The organism is Arthrobacter ruber, from assembly GCF_002954225.1.
Classification (GTDB): domain Bacteria; phylum Actinomycetota; class Actinomycetes; order Actinomycetales; family Micrococcaceae; genus Arthrobacter_D; species Arthrobacter_D ruber.
Genome location: NZ_PPTH01000017.1, coordinates 319,131 through 339,704 on the forward strand (window position 1 = coordinate 319,131; position 20,574 = coordinate 339,704).

18 protein-coding genes are annotated in these 20,574 nt (G+C 70.5%); 9 read left to right on the forward strand and 9 right to left on the reverse strand.

Going from position 1 to position 20,574, the window contains the following annotated elements; all coding sequences use genetic code 11:
* Positions 1 to 38: 38 nt before the first annotated feature.
* On the reverse strand, positions 39 to 896 hold the full coding sequence (locus CI785_RS12595; RefSeq protein ID WP_105032436.1) for an SDR family oxidoreductase: 858 nt from the start codon (positions 894 to 896) through the stop codon (positions 39 to 41).
* A 152-nt stretch (positions 897 to 1,048) separates the two neighbouring features.
* Between CI785_RS12595 and CI785_RS12600 the strand changes: the two genes are divergently transcribed.
* Both CI785_RS12600 and CI785_RS12605 read left to right on the forward strand, forming a co-directional pair.
* On the forward strand, positions 1,049 to 2,140 hold the full coding sequence (locus CI785_RS12600) for a Gfo/Idh/MocA family protein (protein ID WP_240615179.1): 1,092 nt from the start codon (positions 1,049 to 1,051) through the stop codon (positions 2,138 to 2,140).
* A complete protein-coding gene (locus tag CI785_RS12605) occupies positions 2,140 to 2,922 on the forward strand; it encodes a ThuA domain-containing protein (RefSeq protein ID WP_105032437.1) in 783 nt (260 codons plus the stop codon). Before CI785_RS12600 ends, CI785_RS12605 begins: the two co-directional genes overlap by 1 nt.
* Before the next feature lie 188 nt (positions 2,923 to 3,110).
* On the opposite strand, the gene CI785_RS12610 is transcribed toward CI785_RS12605, so the two are convergent.
* Positions 3,111 to 3,755: a nucleoside/nucleotide kinase family protein gene (locus CI785_RS12610; RefSeq protein ID WP_240615180.1), complete on the reverse strand. Its 645-nt coding sequence runs from the start codon at positions 3,753 to 3,755 to the stop codon at positions 3,111 to 3,113.
* A 180-nt stretch (positions 3,756 to 3,935) separates the two neighbouring features.
* Between CI785_RS12610 and CI785_RS12615 the strand changes: the two genes are divergently transcribed.
* The gene (locus CI785_RS12615; protein ID WP_240615181.1) at positions 3,936 to 4,586 is read left to right on the forward strand and encodes an SGNH/GDSL hydrolase family protein; all 651 of its coding nucleotides are present in this window, start codon (positions 3,936 to 3,938) and stop codon (positions 4,584 to 4,586) included.
* A 68-nt stretch (positions 4,587 to 4,654) separates the two neighbouring features.
* Here the strand turns inward: CI785_RS12615 and CI785_RS12620 are convergent, their stop codons facing one another.
* A complete protein-coding gene (locus CI785_RS12620) occupies positions 4,655 to 5,389 on the reverse strand; it encodes a hypothetical protein (RefSeq protein WP_105032439.1) in 735 nt (244 codons plus the stop codon).
* Positions 5,390 to 5,603: 214 nt separating this feature from the next.
* Here CI785_RS12620 and CI785_RS12625 point away from each other — a divergent pair, with 214 nt between their 5' ends.
* The 5 genes from CI785_RS12625 to CI785_RS12645 all read left to right on the forward strand — a co-directional run bounded on the left by CI785_RS12625 (position 5,604) and on the right by CI785_RS12645 (position 12,173).
* A complete protein-coding gene (locus tag CI785_RS12625; protein WP_105032440.1) occupies positions 5,604 to 5,918 on the forward strand; it encodes an MmcQ/YjbR family DNA-binding protein in 315 nt (104 codons plus the stop codon).
* 414 nt (positions 5,919 to 6,332) lie between these two features.
* A complete protein-coding gene (locus CI785_RS12630; RefSeq protein ID WP_240615182.1) occupies positions 6,333 to 7,793 on the forward strand; it encodes a hypothetical protein in 1,461 nt (486 codons plus the stop codon).
* A 45-nt stretch (positions 7,794 to 7,838) separates the two neighbouring features.
* Positions 7,839 to 9,533 (forward strand): GT4 family glycosyltransferase PelF, encoded by a 1,695-nt coding sequence (gene pelF / locus CI785_RS12635; RefSeq protein WP_105032441.1) that lies wholly within the window; start codon positions 7,839 to 7,841, stop codon positions 9,531 to 9,533.
* The gene (locus tag CI785_RS12640) at positions 9,530 to 10,603 is read left to right on the forward strand and encodes a putative glycoside hydrolase (RefSeq protein ID WP_105032442.1); all 1,074 of its coding nucleotides are present in this window, start codon (positions 9,530 to 9,532) and stop codon (positions 10,601 to 10,603) included. The genes pelF and CI785_RS12640 overlap by 4 nt, the downstream gene beginning before the upstream one ends.
* A gap of 115 nt (positions 10,604 to 10,718) precedes the next feature.
* On the forward strand, positions 10,719 to 12,173 hold the full coding sequence (locus CI785_RS12645) for a hypothetical protein (RefSeq protein WP_105032443.1): 1,455 nt from the start codon (positions 10,719 to 10,721) through the stop codon (positions 12,171 to 12,173).
* Positions 12,174 to 12,191: 18 nt separating this feature from the next.
* Here the strand turns inward: CI785_RS12645 and CI785_RS12650 are convergent, their stop codons facing one another.
* A complete protein-coding gene (locus CI785_RS12650) occupies positions 12,192 to 13,163 on the reverse strand; it encodes an acyl-CoA thioesterase (RefSeq protein ID WP_105032444.1) in 972 nt (323 codons plus the stop codon).
* A 41-nt stretch (positions 13,164 to 13,204) separates the two neighbouring features.
* Positions 13,205 to 13,780: a TetR/AcrR family transcriptional regulator gene (locus CI785_RS12655; protein ID WP_105032445.1), complete on the reverse strand. Its 576-nt coding sequence runs from the start codon at positions 13,778 to 13,780 to the stop codon at positions 13,205 to 13,207.
* A 94-nt stretch (positions 13,781 to 13,874) separates the two neighbouring features.
* Between CI785_RS12655 and CI785_RS12660 the strand changes: the two genes are divergently transcribed.
* Positions 13,875 to 14,909, forward strand: coding sequence for an NAD(P)-dependent alcohol dehydrogenase (locus tag CI785_RS12660; RefSeq protein WP_105032446.1), 1,035 nt, complete (start codon positions 13,875 to 13,877; stop codon positions 14,907 to 14,909).
* A gap of 1 nt (position 14,910) precedes the next feature.
* Here the strand turns inward: CI785_RS12660 and CI785_RS12665 are convergent, their stop codons facing one another.
* The 4 genes from CI785_RS12665 to CI785_RS12680 form a co-directional block, all read right to left on the reverse strand.
* Positions 14,911 to 15,954, reverse strand: coding sequence for an alcohol dehydrogenase catalytic domain-containing protein (locus CI785_RS12665; RefSeq protein WP_105032447.1), 1,044 nt, complete (start codon positions 15,952 to 15,954; stop codon positions 14,911 to 14,913).
* A gap of 53 nt (positions 15,955 to 16,007) precedes the next feature.
* The gene (locus CI785_RS12670) at positions 16,008 to 17,633 is read right to left on the reverse strand and encodes a BCCT family transporter (protein ID WP_105032448.1); all 1,626 of its coding nucleotides are present in this window, start codon (positions 17,631 to 17,633) and stop codon (positions 16,008 to 16,010) included.
* Positions 17,634 to 17,968: 335 nt separating this feature from the next.
* Positions 17,969 to 19,189 (reverse strand): MFS transporter, encoded by a 1,221-nt coding sequence (locus CI785_RS12675; RefSeq protein ID WP_157940266.1) that lies wholly within the window; start codon positions 19,187 to 19,189, stop codon positions 17,969 to 17,971.
* Between the two features lie 268 nt (positions 19,190 to 19,457).
* On the reverse strand, positions 19,458 to 20,378 hold the full coding sequence (locus CI785_RS12680; protein ID WP_105032450.1) for an AEC family transporter: 921 nt from the start codon (positions 20,376 to 20,378) through the stop codon (positions 19,458 to 19,460).
* Between the last annotated feature and the right edge of the window lie 196 nt (positions 20,379 to 20,574).

Consider the following 20,574-nt stretch of genomic DNA (forward strand, 5'->3'; position numbering starts at 1 on the left):
CGATGGGCACATGCCCGGAGCCGGCCGGCGGAGGCGCGCTAGCGGCCGAGCAGCTCCCCGACGTACTGCTTCAGGGGCGTGGTCGGGTGGCCGATGAGGCGGGACAGGGTGCCGTCGCTGCCGGCGAGGGCGCCGTCGGCGATATTGGCGTCCAGGGCGGCGACGAAGCGAGCCGTGCCCTCGTCCAGCCCGGAGCGCGTAAGCGCGGCGACGTGCTCGTCCACAGACACCTTGTCCACGGCGACGGGCGTCCCTGCCACCTCGGCGACCGTGGCAGCCAGCTCGTCGAAGGTCCAGGGCTCGTCGCCGCCGAGCTCGAGGATCTCACCCGCGTAATCGTCGGACAGCAGGACGACGGCGGCGGCCTCGGCGTAGTCCCGGCGCGGCGCGCTCGCGACCCTTCCGCCCCCTGCCCCGGTCAGGATGCTGCCCGTGGACACCGCCTGATGGATGGTGTCGTCATAGTTCTCGGTGTACCAGTTGTTGCGCAGCACCGTGTAGGTGAGGCCCGAGCCCTCGAGCAGACCCTCGGTGGCCTTGTGCTCGGGCGCGAGGACGAGCGACGTCGTCGAGGCCTTCGGTGCGCTCGTGTAGACCAGGGTCGCATCCACGCGCCGAGCCGCGTCGATCACGGCCTTGTGCTGCACGGTGCGCTGCCCCGCCTCGTTGCCGGAGATGAGCAGGATCTTCTCGGCACCGGCGAAGGCGTCGTCGAGCGTGGAGGCGTCGGCGTAGTCCATGCGCGCCGTCCGGACGCCCTGCGCAGCCAGCCGGCCGAGGACCTCCTCGTTGCGCCCGCCGGCCACGATGGTCGAGGGGTCCACGCCGCGTGCGAGCAGCTGCTCGATCACGAGGCGGCCGAGATGGCCGGTGGCTCCGGTGATGGCGATGGTCATGGCTGTCCTCCAGTTCGTGCACCCGGGTGGTGCGTCTACCAGCGCCAACGGAACACGGCCGAAAAGACTTCCCGCCACTCCGCGTGGACAGTGGCCGCAGCGGCACGATAGGACTGGAAGGAGACCAGCCCCCCACAGACAAGGACCTCGCCGTGCACCAGAGCCCATCCGATCAGGAGCGCCGCCTGAGGGTCGGGGTGGTGGGGATCGGCTGGGCCGGTCGCCAGCACCTCGAGGCCTACGCGAACAGCGCCGACGTCGAGATCGTGGGGCTGGCCGGCATGGAACCGGACCTCCTCGCCGAGCTCCGCGACGAGTACGGCATCCCCCACGCCGTCGAGCGGTGGGAGGACCTGATCGCACTCGACGGGCTCGACGCCATCAGTGTCGCCGTCCCGACCTTCCTCCATGCCCCCATCACCGTCGCCGCACTGGAGCGGGGCCTCCACGTGCTCAGCGAGAAGCCGATCGCGCGCAACGGGGACGAGGGACAGCTCATGGTCGACGCCGCGCGGAAGGCGGGGCGCGTCCTCGACGTCGCGTTCAACCACCGCCGCCGCGGTGACATCACGGCCCTCAAGCGCGTGCTCGATGACGGCGAGCTCGGCCGCCCCTACTACGCGAAGGCCTCCTGGCTCCGCCGCGCCGGCATCCCCTCGCTGGGCAGCTGGTTCACCAACCGGGAGATGGCCGGGGGCGGACCGCTCGCGGACATCGGCGTCCACGTGATCGACTACGCGCTGCACCTGCTCGGTGAGCCCAAGGTCCTCTCGGTCTCGGCGTCGACCTACTCCGAGCTCGGACCGCAGGGACGGGGCGGTGGCGGCGAGTACAGCGCGCAGGCCGTGGGCTCCGCGTTCGAGGTGGAGGACTTCGCCTCGGCGTTCATGCGCCTCGAAGGCGGCGCCACGCTGCTGGTCGAGGCCGGCTGGGCCGCCTACCGCGACACCGACGATCTCCTCGACTTCCGCATCTACGGGACCGACGGCGGTGCCCAGCTGACCAGGGCCGGTGCGCCGTACAGCGCCGTGGAGAGCCTGCACGTCTACACCGAGAAGGGCGACTACGAGCCGGAGGTCGGCCCGTCGCTGGGCCACCAGGGCGTGGTCGACGACTTCCTCGCCGCCATCCGCGCGGGCGAGGCCGAGTGGGGGCGGCACGACGGCTCGCTCGCGCTGGGCCGGGCCCGCATCATCGACGCCTGCTACGCATCCGCGGCCCGGCACAGGGAGGTCGAGCTCTGATGGCGGACAGCACCGGAACCAGCATCACCTTCGACGGCAAGCCCACCGTCGTCGTCTGGAACGAGGGCGTCCACGAGGTCCGCAACGAACCCATGACGATCGGTGAGATGTACCCGCGGGGCATCCACGGGGCCATCGCGGAGTCGCTCGCCGGCTACTTCCCCGGCTCGGACATCACGACCGCGACCCTCGCCGATCCCGAGCACGGACTCACCGAGGAGCGCCTCGCCGGTACGGACGTGCTGCTGTGGTGGGGCCACATCGCCCACGGTGAGGTGTCCGACGACGTCGTCGACCGCGTGCACCGGCACGTCCTCGGCGGCATGGGCCTCGTGGTGCTGCACTCGGGTCACTTCTCGAAGATCCTCACGCGGCTCCTCGGCACCACGTGCTCCCTGAAGTGGCGGAACGACGGAGAACGCGAGCTGGTCTGGACGGTCAAGCCGTCGCACCCCATCGCGGCGGGTATCGAGAGCCCGATCGTCATCCCCGAGCAGGAGATGTACGGGGAGCTGTTCGACATCCCCGAACCCGACGACCTCATCTTCATCAGCTCCTTCGAGGGCGGCGAGGTCTTCCGCTCGGGCGTCACCTTCTCGCGCGGCAAGGGCCGGATCTTCTACTTCAGCCCCGGCGACCAGGAGTACCCGGTCTACCACCATCCGCAGGTGCAGCGCGTGCTCGCGAACGCCGTCGATTGGGTGGCGCAGCCCCGCGCGGACCGGACGAGGCGGGAGGCCCCGGGCGTCGAGAACCCGGCGCGGGACTGGTTCCTGGCCTGATCGGACCGGCCGCCCCCGCTGCGTAGAAGGCAGGCCGGTCCGCCCGGCCACGAGCGCTGCGGCGCGGGGTCGGGTGATCGGGGTCCGCCACACCGGTCGCGGGGTCGATGCAGCGGACGCCCGTCGGTACTGGTTATCGACACGGTCCGGACCGTCGGTACGGCGATCGTCCCGATGATGGTGACGGATCAGGTGAGTTGCCACTCGGAGACGTCCAGGACGCGGTCCGCGCGGGCCCGGGTGGCAGCGACGAGCGCCCCGTTCGGTTCGTCCACGCGACGCACCCACTCCTCGGCGGCTGCGGGCGTCTTCCCGAACAGGACATGCCGGGCCACGAGACGGCGTCGGCGCACCTCGGGGTCCACGTCGATGAACCACACCTCGTCGAGGAGCTCCCGCGCGTCCTGCCACCCGGGCTCCTCGAGCAGCAGGTAGTTGCCCTCCGTCACGAGCAGTGACGACGACGGCTGCACCGGCAGGGCGTTGGCGAGCGGCTGTTCGAGGTCGCGCTCGAAGGCAGGCGCGTAGACGGTGTGGTCGGGGCTGCTCCGCAGGCGCGCCAGCAGGGCGGCGTAGCCGTGGGCGTCGAAGGTCTCCGGCGCTCCCTTCCGGTCGAGGAGCCCGAGGCCGTCCAGCGCCTGGTCGGCCAGGTGGAACCCGTCCATGGGCACCAGGGCATGTTGGTCCGGGTCGAGCCCGACGACCGCCGCCGCGATCGTGGACTTGCCCGCGCCCGGCGGACCGACGATCCCGAGCATGGCCCGTTGACCGTCGGCGGGTCCGGGAAGGAGCCCGCATAGCTCCGCGGCGTTGCGGACGGTCACGGCATTCACGGCAGTGTCCTCCGGGGGTCGGGGACCGGGCTGCGCCGATCCTCCGTCCATCATGCCGTGCCGCCCATGCACCGGCAGCCCGGGAGATTGCCCGGCTCCGCGCGTGTACCGCGATCGACGCCCCGCGGTGGAACGGGTACGCACTGGTGGACGCGCTCCCTGGCGGGCCACGATGGAAGGGTGACCGGATCAGGAGGCCAGATGGGACACGTGGTGCTGCTCGGGGACTCGATCCTCGACAACGGACGGTACGTCGACGGGGGCCCCGACGTCGTCGCGCAGGTGCGGGACGCCCTGCCCGCGGGCTGGGACGCCACGCTGCTGGCCGTCGACGGCGACGTCACCTCCGGCGTCGCGCGTCAGCTGCGCGCCCTGCCGCCCGGCGCCACGCACCTCGTGGTCAGCGCCGGCGGCAACGACGCCCTCGGGTACCGGCACCTGCTGCAGCTCCCGGTGGGCGGGGTGATGGAGGCGCTGCTCGCCTTCGACGCCCCCCGGAGGGCGTTCGCGCAGGACTACGGGGCGATGCTCGACGGCGTCCTCGCGGTGGGGCTGCCCACCGCCGTCTGCACCATCTACGACACACCCGCCTCGGAGCCGGGCTCCACGGTGATCCGCACGGCCCTGGCGTTCTTCAACGACATCATCACGCGGGCCGCCTTCGCGCGGGGCGTGTCCGTCGTCGACCTGCGGCTGGTGTGCGACGACGACGGCGACTACGCGAACCCCATCGAACCCTCCGTGCAGGGCGGAGCCAAGATCGCGGCCGCCATCTCCGCGTTCCTCCTGCCCGACCCGGACCGTCCTTCGTCCACCGTTCTTGTGCGGTGACCTCGGTCGGGCCGGGGCAGAGCTGTCCCTACGGCAAGCTGCAGCCCCGCCCGACCGACTCGCACCGCTCACCCGGCGGGGCGGAGCGAGGTGATCATCGCCCTGATGTCCTGGTACTCCTGGGTCTCCATGTAGGCCTGGGGTGTGTCGATGTGCTGCGGTTTCCCCGGGTAGATCAGGTACGGGTCGTAGATGCCGCCGAAGGCGGCCCCCGACGGCGGCCAGGAGAAGAAGTGGGCGATGGGGCACGCTCCCGGGCCCGTGGGCTCGGGTGCCGACGTGATCCCGTACGCGAGCGTGGTGGCGGCCACCGGATCGGCGACGGTGGGGTCGGTGCGTCCCTCGAACACGAACCTCGGTGTGGCCGTCCCCTGCGAGAGCGCCGGGAGCGGCTCCGTGTCCAGCTGCGCGTGAGGGAGTTCCGCCGGGCAGACGGCCCCTGTGACGAGATTCGTCTGCAGGGTCGCGAGCTGCCGGCCCGTGGCGTCCCCGATGGCGATGGACACGCCCGCGGGCGGGGGCTCCGGGGCATCGGCGACGGTCCACCCGGCGGGGTGGTCGAAGGACAGACTGCCGTCCGACGTCGTGTAGGTGACCCACGTGCCGGGCGCCGGTTCCGTGGTATCGGTCGTCGGTTCAGCGACCGGTGTTCCGGCCGGTGTCGTCACCGGTGTCGCTGTCGATTCCGCGGCGGGCGGCGGTTGCTGCGTCGCGGCGCCCGAACCGGAACCGCAGGAGGAGAGGAGGAATGCGAGGCCCAACGCCCCGCAGCAGATCGATGACCGCTTGTTCTGGCGACCCATGGCTACTCCTTCGTATCGTGGGTGGACCGTTCCATGGTGCGACCCGCCTGCGCCCTGGGAAAGGAGTGCGATCGAACTGGAATCAAGATCGTGGCATTGTTGCCGTTCCGTGCCCCTCCCGTGACACCGCAGTGATACCGCGGTGATACCGCAGGAACCGGCGGTGCCCGGTAAACCACTGGACCGGCTCCGCGCCCGGTGCCATGGTTGGTCCATGGTCAGCGAAGACGACGTCCGCTCTGCATGCCTCGCCCTGCCCGGGACGTCGGAGCGGTTGAGCTGGAACCGGCCGGCATGGTTCGCCCGGACGCTCTTCGCGCGCATGTGGGACGACACCGTCCTGACGGTCAAGACCACCGAGCGTGCTGCGCTCCTCGCGATGCAGCCCGGCGTCTTCCTGCTCCACCCGCACCACGAGAAGTACGAATCGCTCGTGCTCGTGCGTCTCGGCCGGGTCGAGCACGACCAGCTGGTGGAGTTGATCGGGGAGTCCTACCGCATCGCCGACGAGACGCCCTCACGGCGCTGAACCAGGATCGGGGAACGGCTGTGGTGTTGGTCACGCAGCGGTGATCCGAGGGCCGGAACAGGTCCCGCACCATCGCTGGGCTGTAGGTAGTCCCCGGGGCCGTTCGCGAGTAGGGCGGTACCCACCGACAGGTAGAGATGGGGCCGAGGGGGAGCAAGTGACCTCGTGAGGCCACGGGATCCCTACTCGTGAAGCGACCACCGCCCACTCGATACTTTGAGACCGGTGCTCGCTGGCAGAGCCGGCGACGACGCACCTATTCCCTCCGGGGTGGGCGAACGGGCTGGACCTGACCCGTGCACACAGCTGCCGGGCCGGCTTCCACCGGTGTGCAGCTGGAAGTGCTCCTGTCCCACATCCGTCTCACACGAGGCCGTCCGACGCCGTCCGGCGACGAGCGGCCCAGGGGAAATCATGACCTCTCTGCAGTCCCTCGTCCAGGACTCCTTCACCCGACGCCGCACGGTGGCCATCATCGTCGCGCTGATCCTGACGGCCCTCGTGCCGCTCGCGGACTCCGTCCTGCCGGCCGGCTGGTCCTCCGTCCTCCTGGCCGCGGGGATCCTCCTGCTCATGGTCACGCTGCTGCTGCTCGTACGCCCCGGCTCCTCCGACGCCCTCGGGGCCGCGGAGTCCGACGGGGGCAATCGCCGCGGCGCGGGGCTCCTGCTGTACCTGTCGCCGGTGATCCTGCTGAACCTCGTCTATCCGCTCGTCAGCCCCGCCATGGCCGCGGTCGACGTCGGCGGCGTGCAGCTCACCCTCGTGGTGCTCGCCTCCTCCATCACCGTCCCGTGGCTCGCGCAGGCTGCCTGCCTTCCGGCCTACCGCGCCATCGGCGATCTCATGGCCGAGCGCGACATGGCCGCGATCACCCGTCGTTTCTGCACCACCTGGCCCGCGATGTTCATCCAGTCGCTGCCGCTCGTCGTCGTCTTCGCCGTGCCGCTGTGGCTCGCCACGCACTGGTCCCTCCCGGCCCTCGCTACCTACGCCGCCCTCTGCGCCCTCCACCTGCTCTTCGTCCAGTCCCTCATCCTCACGAACGTGGGGGAACGCCGCGGGCTCTGGGCTCTCGCCTGGGCGGCGTATGCCGTGGCACTGTTCGCGGCCCCCACCCTCTGGTGGCTCCCGCCGCTGCTCGGAACCCTCACACAGGTCGCAGCCATGGGACGCGGTCTGGCAGCAGCCCGGTTCGCCCGCCGACTCGACGCCCGCCACTTCTCGGCCGACCTCGTGCGCGGACTCCTGCTCGGCGCGGTGCTCTGGGCCGACAAGTTCGTCCTGTTCCTCGTCACGGACGGCGACTTCCAGGTGGTGATCGTGTTCCTCGCGATGCTGCCCGCCGTCGTCGCCTACAACTACTACTTCGTGAATCTCGCTCCGCGGGTGGACCGGGCTGTGACCGAACTGCACCGCACCATCGCCGAGGAACCACTCACGCTGCTCGCCACGAGGTCCCGGGCACTGAGCCGCACGGTGGACCGCGCGATCCTCAGCACGGGCGCGGTCGGCATGATCCTCACCCTCGTCGTCGTGCTGCTGCTCGAGGGCATCCAGCCCGTGAGCGCACTGCTGGCCGTCGCGGTGGGCGTGGCGTCCTGGGCCTTCATGATCCTGACGCTCCTCAGCTACGAACTGGACTACATCGGCGAGAAGGTCCTGCCGCAGATCCTGGGTGGCACCCACCTCGCGCTGTGCGCGGCAGCCTTCCTGCTGGTGGGCGCCGTGCAGGGTTCTGCCGGAGCCCTGCTGGCGTACAGCCTGCTCGTGGTGGCGGACCTCGTGCTCGTCGCCGTCGCATGGGTGCTCTACAAACGGCACTGGACACAGCCCGAGTACACCCTGTTCTGGCGTCACGCCACGTCCTGGTAGCCCCGACCGACCGACCCGACCCGCTCCCAGCGACAAGGAAGAACCATGTACGTCTTCAAGAACCCGAAAGCCCGTCACGCCGCGCTCGAGCAGTCCCCGGCCGCCCTCCTCCCCGCCGAGGCGGCAGCACAGGTCCACTACGCGGACGTCGACGTCGCCATCGTCATGGAATCCACCTACCCGTACCTCAAGGGCGGGGTCTCGGCGGTGGTGCACGATATCGTCACCCACAACCCCGACCTCACCTACGGCATCATCCACATCACCTGGGACTCCGCGTCACCCCAGGAGGACCTGTACGGGATGCCGGCGAACGTGGCCTGGGTGCGCCCCGTCTACCTGAGCCTGCAGGAGCACCGGCACGACTTCATGGCGGTGTCCTCCAGGGATCTCGGGATGACCCCGGTGGAGCGCTCGGCGCTCGCGCACCGGGTGTTCGACGCGCTGTACGCGCTGTCCGAACGGGGCGAGGTGGAGCCGCTGTGGCAGCTGATCGACGAGGGGCTGAACGAGCGCACCCGCACCTTCCCGCTCTGGGCCCTCCTGGGATCGAAGGAGTTCATGGAGGCACTCTCCGAGCGGATGCCCCAGCTCGACCTGTCCCTGGCGGACTCCTTCTGGACGCTGCGGAACTTCTTCTCGCTCGCCTTCGCCGTCCTCGGGGAGACCATGCCGAGGGCGCGGGTCTACCACGCCCACACCACCGGCTACGCCTCCCTGCTGGGGGCCGCAGCCGCGCGGGACCACGGCACGTCATTCCTGCTCACAGAACACAACCTGTACGTGCGCGACACGGTGAACACGCTGCTGGACCGCAACATGGCGCTGTCCATCACCTCGGAGGACTACCGGACGTTCGACGTCACACCGGAGCAGCGGGCGTGGATGGCGTGGTGGACCGAGATGGGTCACTTCTGCTACCCCAGCGCCACCCTCATCACCTATCTGTACCCCAGTGCCATCACTGAGGCGGCACGTCTCGGCACGGACATCGACAAGTCCGTCGTCGTGCCCAACGCGATGGTGATCGAGGAGTTCGACGACAAGTACCGGGCCCGGCGCGCCGCGCAGGAGTTGCTGGCGCAGCGGGGCGACGACCACGTCTGGAAGCTCGTCTACATCGCCCGGGTGGTTCCCATCAAGGGACTGCTGGACCTGCTGTCGAGCATGGACATCCTGCGCCGCCACGGTTTCCCGAACCTCCACCTCGACGTCCTCGGGCCCACCGAGCACGTGCCCGAGTACTACGAGGCGTGCCTCGCGAAGATCGAGAGCCTCGGGCTGCACGACCACGTCACCGTCCACGGCACGGTCAACGTGAGGGACATGCTCGACCAGTTCGACCTCCTCGTGCTCCCGAGCTACAACGAGGGCCAGCCCATCGTGGTGCTCGAGGCCATGGCCGCCGGCATCCCCACCGTCGGCACCGACGTGGGCGGCATGCGCCAGTTGATCGGCGACGAGCTCCACGCCAGGGACGGCCGCACGGTCGGGCCGTGCGGTGAACTCGTGATCGCGGGCGACGTGGAGGAGATGGCGGAGAACATTCGCGCGGTCATCGGCAACGCGGAGCTCTACCGGACCTACGCGGCGAACGCGCGCACCCGCGTCCAGGAGTTCTTCCAGATGCACGAGATCATGTCCTCCTACAACGAGATCTACCGGACGGTCGGTGACATCACGGATCTCGGTGAGCTCACGACGACGGGCCTCGGGGACCTCACGCGGTCCGGCCTGTGACCGGCGTCGGCGCCTGGATCCGGTACGGCGATCCCCTCCTGCCGGGCCAGCTCGAGTTCGCGGCCCAGCACTACCGTGCGGCGATCCTCCAGCCGTGGGAGGTCGACGCCGCCGAGGAGCTCAAGCGGCTCCGCCCGGACATGACGGTGCTCTGCTACAAGTGCCTGTCGTCCGTGCGGAGCTACGAGCCCGGACCGGTCTTCACCTCCGGCGTCTCCTACGGGGAGGCGGACGCGGACGGCGCCTGGTTCGCCACGCGCCTGGACGGCTCCCGCATCGAGTGGGAGCGCTATCCGGGGCACTGGCAGATGCGGGTGTGGGATCCCGACTACCAGCGCCGCTGGGTGGGCAACGTCGTCGAGGAACTGCGGGATTCGCCGTTCGACGGCGTCATGGCGGACAACGACGTGTTCGACGACTATTACGGCCTCCGGCTGCCCATCGAGGGCGCCACGGAGATGGCGGCACTGCGGACGGCCCTCGGCGACCTCGTACAGGCGGCCGGGACGGCGCTCAACGCCGCCGGCAAGATCCTCGTGCCGAACATCGCCGAGTCGCGCCGCGAACCGGGGCGGTGGGCCGCACACGCCGCCTACGGCGGGGGCTTCGAGGAGGTCTGGCTCGGCTACAGCCCCGTGGACCTGTTCGATCCGGTGACGGCCGAGGCACAATTGTCCCAGGCCGCCGGGCCCGGACTCTCCATCCTCCGCGTCCCCACCGACGGCGACGACCGCCACCCCAACTTCGTCTACGGGCTCGCGGCGTTCTGGATCTTCGGCGAGGGCCGCGGTGCATACAGTGCCACGGCTCACGACGACTACAGCCGCCTCCACCACGCACCCGAACTCGACTGGCAGCTCGGGGCCCCACGGACCGCACCGCAGGGTGGGAGGCATGCCTGGTGGCGGGAGTTCGAGGACGGGTTCGCCGCCGTGAACTTCAACCGGGACGGCCGCCGGCGCCGCAGGGTGCGGGTGCCGGCCGGCCTCGTGGACGCGGAGGGGCGCTCCGCGCCGTCGTCCGTGGTGCTGCAACCGCAGCGCGGCGTCCTGTTCCGCCGCCCCTCCTGACCACCGCCTCCCCCCGCTGACGGGCGGGCGGGTCCTTGCGCAGGTTCTGCTCAGGATTACCGACGGTCGGGCCCTTCACCTGTCCTGACGGAACGGGCACATCCATGATGTGCGTATGAGACTCAAAGCCGCCGGGGTCACGGCTGTTTCCACCGCGCTGGCCCTCGCCTTCGCCGTCGGTACCCTCGTCACGCCTGCGAGCGCCGGCAGTGTGCCGAAGGGGAGCGGCCAGCAGCTGCCGGCCTACCTGCAGGGGTACCGGCAGGGCCAGCTGCTCTGCCCGGGAGCAGCGCTCACGGGCAAGGTCTCGGTGGCGATCGTCGACCCCATGACGGCCACCACGGACGCGCCGGGTGACTGCACGCTCTCCGACATGAAGGCCGCCAATCCCGGCACCACGTTCCTCGCGTACCTGAACATCGGTGCCATGCGGGATGCCGAACCGTGGAACGGCGTCTTCCGGAACTCCTGCGCGGACACGGCGACGTCGGAGGGGAGGCAGTTCGCCGTCACCACGCCGAACCCGAAGGTGGCCGTGAACGAGGACGGCTTCGCCTCCTACCCGGGCTACTCCTACCTGACCGTCGCCGACCTGTCCCCGGCCTACGCCGATGCCTGCGCCGCGACGGCGCGCACCATCCTCACCACGGACGCGCAGCGGGGCACGACGAACGCTCCTGCCGCCCGGTTCGACGGCATCTTCCTCGACGACGCCTCGATGTCGCCCTCACACGGCCAGGACATGGTCGACGTGGGGCAGTGGGGCCCCTGGGCGAGCGACGACGCCTACGGGAAGGCCCTCATCGCCGCGGTGCAGCGCTTCGACGCGACGCTCACCCGCACCCTGGGCCGGGACGTCCCCGTCGCCGTCAACCTCGGCGTCTACCCGGCCTGGAGCAATCAGGTGGACCTCGCCACAGAACTGGCGGCCACGGGCAGCGTGGACTTCGCCCTCCGCGAGCACGTCGTCTCCAACGGTACGGGGCGCCCAGCGCCGCTCGTGGACCTGGAGCAGGCCACCGCCGCCTACAGGGCCATCACGGCCGCCGGGATGCCGGTGGTGGAACACGACTACTCCGTGCCCCTGCGTGAACTCCCGGCGGCGGCCTACCGCCAGGGCGGCGACATCGGCTCCTCGGCCCCGTGCCTGCGCGACGGCTTCGGCGCGAGGGCTTCCGTGGTGGCCGCGGGCAAGGCGCGCCGCGTGCTGGACCACCGGATGACGCTCGGGCACCTGCTGCAGACCCGCACGGTCTCGGCCCGGCAGATGACCGCCACGCTCTCCCAGGCGGAGCCCACCTGCCAGGACAATGCGTGGGACGACGACGCGAACTTCGAGACCGTCACCACGGTTTCCGTCGCCGCCTCGGACCCGCAGGTCACGGCGCTCACGAAGGCCGTGACCGGCGGAGCGTACGCGACCGTCGGCCCCGTGACACTCAGCGGCGTGAACGTGGTGAAACTCTCGAACGGGAGCGTCGTCGCGGTCAACACCACCAACCTGACGCGCTCGGTGTCCGCCTACGGGAAGACGCTCACCGTCCCCGGACGGTCCGCGACCATCGGCTGACCCACCGCGGGCCCGCACCTACGCTCGGTCGACGACGGCCCGCAGGTGGGTGGGTAGGACGCTGCCCGGGGCGCGGCTGCGGATGAGCGCGAGGTCCCGGGCGTGCTCGTGCAGACGCCGGTCCTCCTCGGAGCGCGGCACCCACGGCGGCACCGGGACGGCCGTGCCCTCGGCGTCGCGCGCCACCATGACGGTGAGGCACTCGGTGGTCAGGTCCAGTTCCCGCGACGTCGGGCTGCCGGAGCGCACATGGACCGCGACGTGCATGCCCTTGCGCCCGGTGTAGACGAGGCGTGCCTCGACCTCGACGACGTCCCCGATGTGCAGCGGCTTGAGGAACCGGACGCCGCCCGAGAAGACGGCGACGGTGTCCAGTCCGCAGTAGCGCGTGGAGCAGACGTAGGCGGCCTCGTCGATCCAGTCCATGACCGTGCCGCCATGCACCTTCCCGCCCCAGTTGACGTCGGTGGGCGCGGCGAGGAACCGAAGGACGGTCCGCTCCGCGGTGCCGGCGTCCGTGTACGCCTGGCGGCGCATCTCCTCGGTGATCTCCTTGCGGACCGCGATGCGGGCCACCGCGTGCTCGCTCTCGAGGCGCTCGGCATCCGAGCGCGGTTCGAAGGGCGGGACGGCGACGGGCCGGCCGTCGGGGCCCACGGCCACGAAGATCACGAGGCACTCGCTGCGCCTGCCGCCGTCGCCCCCCGAGACGGATCCGGAGGAGACGATGGTGCGGATGTGCATCGACGAGGTGCCGGTGTGCACGATCGTGGCCTCGACCTCCACGAGGTCACCGACCACCACCGGATCCGCGAACTGGATGTTCCCCACGTACGCGGTCACGCAGTACGTCTTCGCCCAGCCGACGGCGGCCGCGTAGGCCGCCTTGTCCACCCACTCGAGCACCGTGCCGGCGTCCACCGACCCGCTGTGGCCGAGGTCGGTGGGGGAGGCGAGGAACCTCAGGGTGATGGAGTTGGAGGGGTTCATGACCCAGTATCACCACGTTCCGGACGCATCCGGAAGCAGCGCTACGCGTCGGGGGTGACCAGGCGGCGCACGGCCGTGCGGATCAGGCGGCGACGGTGCTCGTGCTCCGCGTCGTCGTCGTCGGGCGACGCGGCGATCGTGGTGCTCACGGGCGACCAGGTCAGGGAGAGCGCGATGACCATCGAGAAGAGGTCCGACGGCGGGATGCTCGGGTCCACGAGCCCCTCGGCCTGGGCGGCCGCGATGGCTGCGAACTTGGGCTGGTCGAGGGTGCCGATCTCCGGACCGAGTCCGCCGAAGGGCGCGCGCTCGAGCCGCGTCCAGACCGCGAGCTTCACCACGAGGGGGTGCGCGAGGTAGTCGTCGTACAGGCGCACCGCGTAGCCGGGCAGGTCCCGGCCGTCGATCGGCACGGCGTCGACGATCGCGCGGAGGCGCTCGGCGAGCACCGCGCTGAAGAGCTGCTCCTTGTTGCCGAAGTAGGCGTACAACTGGGCCTTGTTGGCCTGCGCGGCCCGGGCGATGCGGTCGATGCGCGCCCCGGCGATCCCGCGCTCGGCGAACTCCTCGGTGGCCGCCTCGAGGATCCGCTGCTTGGTGGCATCGCTGTTTCCCATCCGATCAGTCTATCCAACCGTTTGGTTTATTTCCGGCTCAGCGGCAGGTACAGTCTCCCCGTATAACCAAACAGTTGGTTTCTAAGGAGTGCAGATGAGACACACCAATGGATTCGCATCGATCCCGGGCGGCACCGGCGTGACGCCCTGGACCTTCGAGCGGCGGGACCTCCGCCCCGATGACATCGCCGTCGGCATCGGCTATTGCGGCGTCTGCCACAGCGACCTCGATGCCCTCGCGTCGGCCGCCCGGGGATCGGCCCGGCTGGTACCCGGCCACGAGTTCACCGGGACGGTCACGGAGGTCGGCGCGGACGTCACGCGGTTCGCCGTCGGGGACGCTGTCGCCGTGGGCAACATCGTCGATTCCTGCGGCACGTGCCCGGCCTGCCTGGCCCGCCAGGAGAACTACTGCCATGACTTCCCGACCCTCACCTACGGAGGCGTGGACCGCCAGGACGGCCTGCCCACGCAGGGCGGCTACTCCGACGAGTACGTGGTCCGTGAGGACTTCGCCTACCGCATCCCTCCGCAGCTGGACCCCGCTGCCGTCGCGCCCCTGATGTGCGCGGGGGTCACGGTGTGGGAGCCGCTGCGGCGCTGGCAGGTGGGACCGGGCAGTTCCGTGGGCGTCGTCGGGCTCGGTGGCCTCGGGCACCTCGCCGTCAAGCTCGCCAAGGCGCTCGGCGCACGCGTCACCGTCTTCACCACGTCACCCGCCAAGGCCGATGCGGCGTACCTGCTCGGCGCGGACGACGTCGTGCTCTCCAGCGACGACGCCGCCATGGCCGCACAGTTCGACACGCACCATCTGATCCTGGACACGGCATCTGCCACCCACGACATGACCCCCTACCTACGGGCGCTGGCCCTGGACGGCACGCTGTGCACCCTGGGCATCACCGAGCGCCTTGACTTCGACCCGATGGCCCTGCTGATCGGCCGCAAGAGCCTCGCGTCGGCCGGCAGCGGCGGCACCAGGGCCACGCAGGAGTTGCTGGACTTCTGCGGCGAGCACGGCATCACGGCCGACGTCGAGGTGCTGCCCGTGGGCGAGGTCGACCAGGCGCTGGACCGGCTTCGGCGCAACGACGTCCGCTACCGCTTCGTCCTCGACCTGACCGCGTAGTTCAGGCGCCGACGTCGATGACGGTCACACCGCCCGCGGACCGGTCGCCGGCCATCGCCACCAGGGCGTCCGGGACGTCCTCGAGCGGGATCCGACGTTCGATGAGGTCCTGCGGGCGCAGCCGGTCCGCGGCCACGAGGTCCAGCAGCCCGGGGTAGTCGCGCGCGGGCATGCCATGGCTGCCGAGGACGGACAGCTCCCGGCCGATCACGGCGCCCATGGGGATCACGGGATCGGAGGGGAAGAGGCCGATCTGCACGTGCCGGCCGCGGGGGCGTAGCGCGAGGATCCCCACGGCGGCGGTCCCCTCCCGGCCGAGGGCGTCCACCGAGACGTCGAAGCCCTGCGGCGCCGCTTCGGCGAGCCCGGCCAGCACCTCCGCGCGGGACAGGCCGGAGGAGTCGATAGTACGGTCGGCGCCGAAGCGTGCGGCGCGCTCCAGTGCGGCGGCATCGATGTCCACCGCAACCACCCGTGCGCCCAGGGCCACGCCGATCATCACGGCGCTCAGGCCCACGCCGCCGCACCCGACCACCACGAGCGACTCCCCGGCCCCGAGGCGGGCCTGGTGCACGAGGCCGCGGTACGACGTCGCGAAACGGCAGCCGAGGAGCGCCGCCGCGCCGGCATCGAGGGAGGCGGGGACGGCGATGAGGTTCGTGTCGGCGTCATGCAGGGCCACGAGGTCCGCGAACGAGCCCCAGTGCGTGAAGCCCGGCTGGGTCTGGTTGCGGCACACCTGGCCGTTGCCGGACGCGCACTCCGGGCAGTGCCCGCAGGCGCAGACGAACGGCGTCGTCACGCGGTCCCCCACGGAGAAGAGCCGTACGTCGTCGCCGACGGCCTCGATGGTACCCACCAGTTCATGGCCGGGGACGTGCGGGAGGGTGATGCCGTCGTCGTGCCCGAGCCAGCCGTGCACGTCGCTGCGGCACAGGCCCGTGGCCTCGACGCGGACCACGACGCCGCGCGGCGAGGGGGTGGGGGCGGGGACGTCCCGGAGGACGGGGCGGGCGGAGAACCCGTCGAAGCAGACAGCGCGCATCGCACCATTCTGCCCCGGGGAGTCCCCGCCCGGTGCATCGCCCGCAGACGTCGTCACACCCTGGTGCGCACGGTCCTGCGCACTGCACGCGACCCCGTGCGGCGCCCCCCGGTGATCAGCGGATCCTTCGCCAGGTCCATCATGAGCGCCACGCACAGGCCGATCATCACGAGCAGGAACGGGGCGGCGGCGATGATGGTCAGCGTCTGCAGGGCTTCGAGGCTGCCGACGGAGAGCAGGACGGCGGCGACGCCACCGGTCAGGACGCCCCAGAGGATGGTCAGCCACTTGCGGGGGACGGCGGCACCGAAGGAGGAGAGCGACCCCAGCACGATCGAGGAGGCATCAGCACCCGAGATGAAGAAGACGGCCACGAGGACCACCACGAGGATCGAGGTGACGGAGGCCAGCGGGTATTCGGCGAGCAGCGCGAACATCGCCGACTCCTGGCTCTCGGCGTTCGCCGCCGCGATGTCCACGCCGGTGTTCTGCAGGCTGAGGGCCGAACCGCCCCACACGCCGAACCAGATCACGCTGATGATGCTGGGTACGGCCACGACGCCGATGACGAACTCGCGGATGGTGCGGCCGCGCGAGATCTTGGCGAGGAAGGAGCCCACGAAGGGCGTCCACGAGACCCACCAGGCCCAGTAGAAGATGGTCCACGCCGCGAGCCATTCGTGCCCGCCGAACGCACCCGTGCGGGAGGACATCTGGGGGAGGCCGATGAGATAGTTGCCCGCCGAGGCCGGGATGAGTTCGAGGATGAAGACCGTGGGCCCCACGACGAACAGGAAGAAGAGCAGGGCCAGCGCCAGGATCATGTTGCCGTTCGACAGCCACTTGATGCCGCGGCTCACGCCGGACACCGCGGAGACGACGAAGCAGACCGTCAGGATCGCGATCAGCGTGATCTGGAGGGCGAGACTGCTGCCCATGCCGAAGACCTTCGTGAGCCCGCCGTTGATCTGCAGGACACCGAGCCCGAGGGACGTGGCTGAGCCGAAGAGGGTCGCGAAGATCGCGAACACGTCGATGGCCCGCATCCCGGCGGGGGTGGGGCGTCCGCGGAACAGGGCCGTGAAGGCACCGCTGAAACCTGCGCCGCGTCCCTTGCGGAAGGCGGAGTAGGCGAGGGCCAGGCCGACGACGGCGTAGATGGACCAGGGGTGGATGGCCCAGTGGAAGAGCGTGTAGCTCATGGCCTGCTGGGCCGCTTCGGAGCTGCCGGGCGCGATGCCCTCGACCGGCGGGGCGAGGTAGTGGGAGATGGGCTCGGTGACGCCGTAGAACATGAGGCCGATGCCCATGCCGGCGCTGAACATCATCGCGATCCAGGACGCCCGCGAGTGCTCGGGCTTCTCGCCGTCCTTCCCGAGCGGGATCCGGCCGTACTTGCTGAAGGCGAGGAAGAGGGCGAACACCACGAAGCCGGTGGCCGTGAGCACGAACGCCCACCCGAAGTTCGCCACCAGTCCGTTGAGTACGGAGGTGGTGAAATCCGAGAAGCCGGTGGGGAAGACGACCGCCGTGAGCATCAGCAGGATGACGATCGTGAGCGAGACGAACAGGACGGGCCGATCCAGCCGAGCCTTGGCAGGAGCCTCTCCCGGAGGGGCCTCGAAAGGCGTGTCCTCGCTGGGCGGTGATCCTTGGATGTGCTCGGTGGAATTAGACATAGGGCTTAGGGTACGTGGGCGGCCGGCACCGGGGCCCGGCGGATCGGAGCCCCGAAAACCCTTGCCGGAACCCCCTCCTGGTGCGTCAGGCGCAGCCGGAGCCGCCTCTCGGGCGCCGACCCCGGTACCGGCCCACCGGCCCTGCTTCCTTGGGTTCGCGGGGATCGCGGGCTGTTCCTGCCGCCATGCCCTCCCTCGTCCTCCGTCACCGTGCGTCACTCTCGGAGGGGCTGCGCCGACGCCGGCAGGAGCGACCTGGCAGGCGCTTCGAGTGTGACGAAGCACCCATTCCGAGGGCTCTCGTGGCACCGGCCTGCAGGAGACCCTCGCCCGGGTCAGCCCGCCCGGAGGCGGCGACGCTCCCGGCGGGTCGTGGCGGTGTCGGTGGTCAGGCTCAGCCCGAGACCCACGGCGACGAGCAGGATCATGACGAAGGGCAGGACATCGAGGCCGATCCCGTCGAGCAGGAGCCCGCCGAGCAGTGCACCCCCACCGATGCCGATGTTGAACGCCGTCGTCTGCAGGGCGGCCGAGAGGTCGCGCGTGCGGAAGGAGGCGGTGCGCAGCATGCGGGTCTGCAGCATGGCGGGGATGCCACCGAACGCGGCACCCCAGACGATCACGGCGATCAGCACCACCACCGTGTTGGTGGTCGCGAGGGCGAGGGTGAGGACGGCGGCCATGACCACCAGGACGACGCCGGCGAAGGCCTTGCGCGGGAAGCGGTCGGCCGCGTATCCGGCCCCGACGAGACCGATGATGCCGGCCCCGCCGTAGAGGAACAGGACCAGGGCCACGGATTCCGGCTCGAAGGACGAGACGTCCGTCAGCCAGGGGGCGATGTACGTGTAGAACACGTTCTGGCCGGTGATCAGGATCAGGATGACGGTGCACAGGAGAAGCACGCCGCGGAAGCTCGGGTCGCGGCGCAGCGGGACGGGCTCCTCGCCGGCGGCGCGCTCCTGGCGGTGGTTCACGGGTGGGAGGAACTTCACGATCACGAGGGCCAGGATCGCCACGACCACACCGATGATGGTGAAGGCCGCGCGCCAGCCGAGCGCGTTGCCGATCGCAGTGCCCACCGGGACCCCGAGCACGAAGGCGGCCGTGCCGCCGCCGGCTGTGATGGCCACGGCCTTGCCGAGCTGCTGGGCCGGGACGAGGTGCGCGGCGTAGGCGGCCACCACGGCCCAGAAGAGTCCGTGTGCCAGTCCGCCGAGGATGCGCGCGGCAACCAGGACACCGTAGGTGGGGGCGATGGCCGCGAGGACGTTCGCGACGGCGATCACGAGCAGCACCGTGACGACCAGCGACTTCCGCGAGAACCGCTGGGTGACGGCGGCCAGTGGCGTGGTGGCCACGACGACGGTGCCCGCGAAGACGGTCACGAGGTAGCCGGCCGTCGAGATCCCGACGTCGAGGTCGCGGGCCATGGCGGGCAGGAGCCCGGTGGGCAGGAACTCGCTGGTGACGGAGACGAAGATCGCGCCCGCGAGCGACAGCAGGCCGATATAGGGGAACGGCGCGGTGGTTTTCACCGGGGAGGAGACAGACAAGGGGGTACCAATCGTGGGAACTGCCGGCGGTCGTTGCCTCGGTTGCGCCGTTGGGAACCGTGGGGCGTACTCGAGCCAACACCACGGAGAGCCTTGACTTCTCTGATGGCAACACCGGAAGGTCCCGGGACATTCCTGCCGTACCTCCGCGGACAGGCCACCGCGTCGAACGGCCGGAGGTACCGGGGCGCACCCGCGGATCTGCGACGGCGCCGCGGGGGTGCGGCGGGGTCTCCGGCCCGGTTGCGGGTCGGGGCGCCGGTGGCGCTCACGCAAGGATGGCCGCGACGACGACGAGCGCCGGGATGGCGAGCGCCGAGGACAGCAGGACGGTGTCGCGGGCGAGGGGGATGCCCCGGCCGTAGCGGCTCGCGAACATGAAGACGTTCTGCGCGGTGGGCAGGGCCGACACGACCACGGCGCCGAGCAGCCTCTCGCCGTCGAGCCCGAAGAGATGATGGGCGATCAGATATGCCGCAACCGGCATGCAGGCGGTCTTGAGCGCGGTGGCGGTGAGCACCTGCAGCCGGTCCGGTCCGGGCCGGAGCGGGCGGCTTCCCGGCAGGGACATGCCGAACGAGAGAAGCACCATGGGCACGGCGGCGCCGCCGAGCAGCGCCAGGGAGTCCCACAGGGGCGCGGGCGGGCGGAACCCGGTCCCCGACACGGCGACGCCGAGCAGTGACGCGATGATCATGGGATTGCGGAACGGCTGGGTCAGGACGGCCCCCACGGACGGCTTCCGGCTGGAGGTCAGGTCCAGGATCGTCAGGTAGAGCGGCGCCAGCAGCAGGAGCTGGACGAGCAGCACCGGGGCGATCAGCGTCGGGTCTCCGAGCGCGTACACGGTGATGGGGATGCCGATGTTGTTCGCGTTGACGAAGGAGCTGGCCATGGCGCCGATCGCGGTCTCCGCCGCGGGTCGGCGGAACAAGACCCGGCTCAGCGCCACGTAGAGCGCCGCGACGGCGAGGGAGGACAGGAGCGCGATCGGCACGTACTCGGAGAACACCGCCCCGAGGTCGGCGTCGGCCAGCACGGTGAACAGGAGGGCCGGGTTGGTCACGAAGAAGGCCACCTGGTTGAGGGTGAACCCGGCCTGGGGCCCGCCGATCGCGAGCCGCCCGGCGAGATAGCCGACGAGGATCACGGCTCCCACGACGGCGAATCCGCCCAGCACTCCCAGCATCGGTCCTCCCTCCACGCCACGGGCGGTCCGGCCGCCCTCCACGAACCTAGTGCGTTCCGCGTCGACCGCCGAACTTTTCGTGGGAAGCGTTTTCCCAAATCCCTTGATCGCGGAATGGACCGCCGTTAGGCTGACTGCACGTCACCGCCGGTCTCCACCTCGACGCCGCCCCATCCGGCGTCCCGGTACTGCGGTG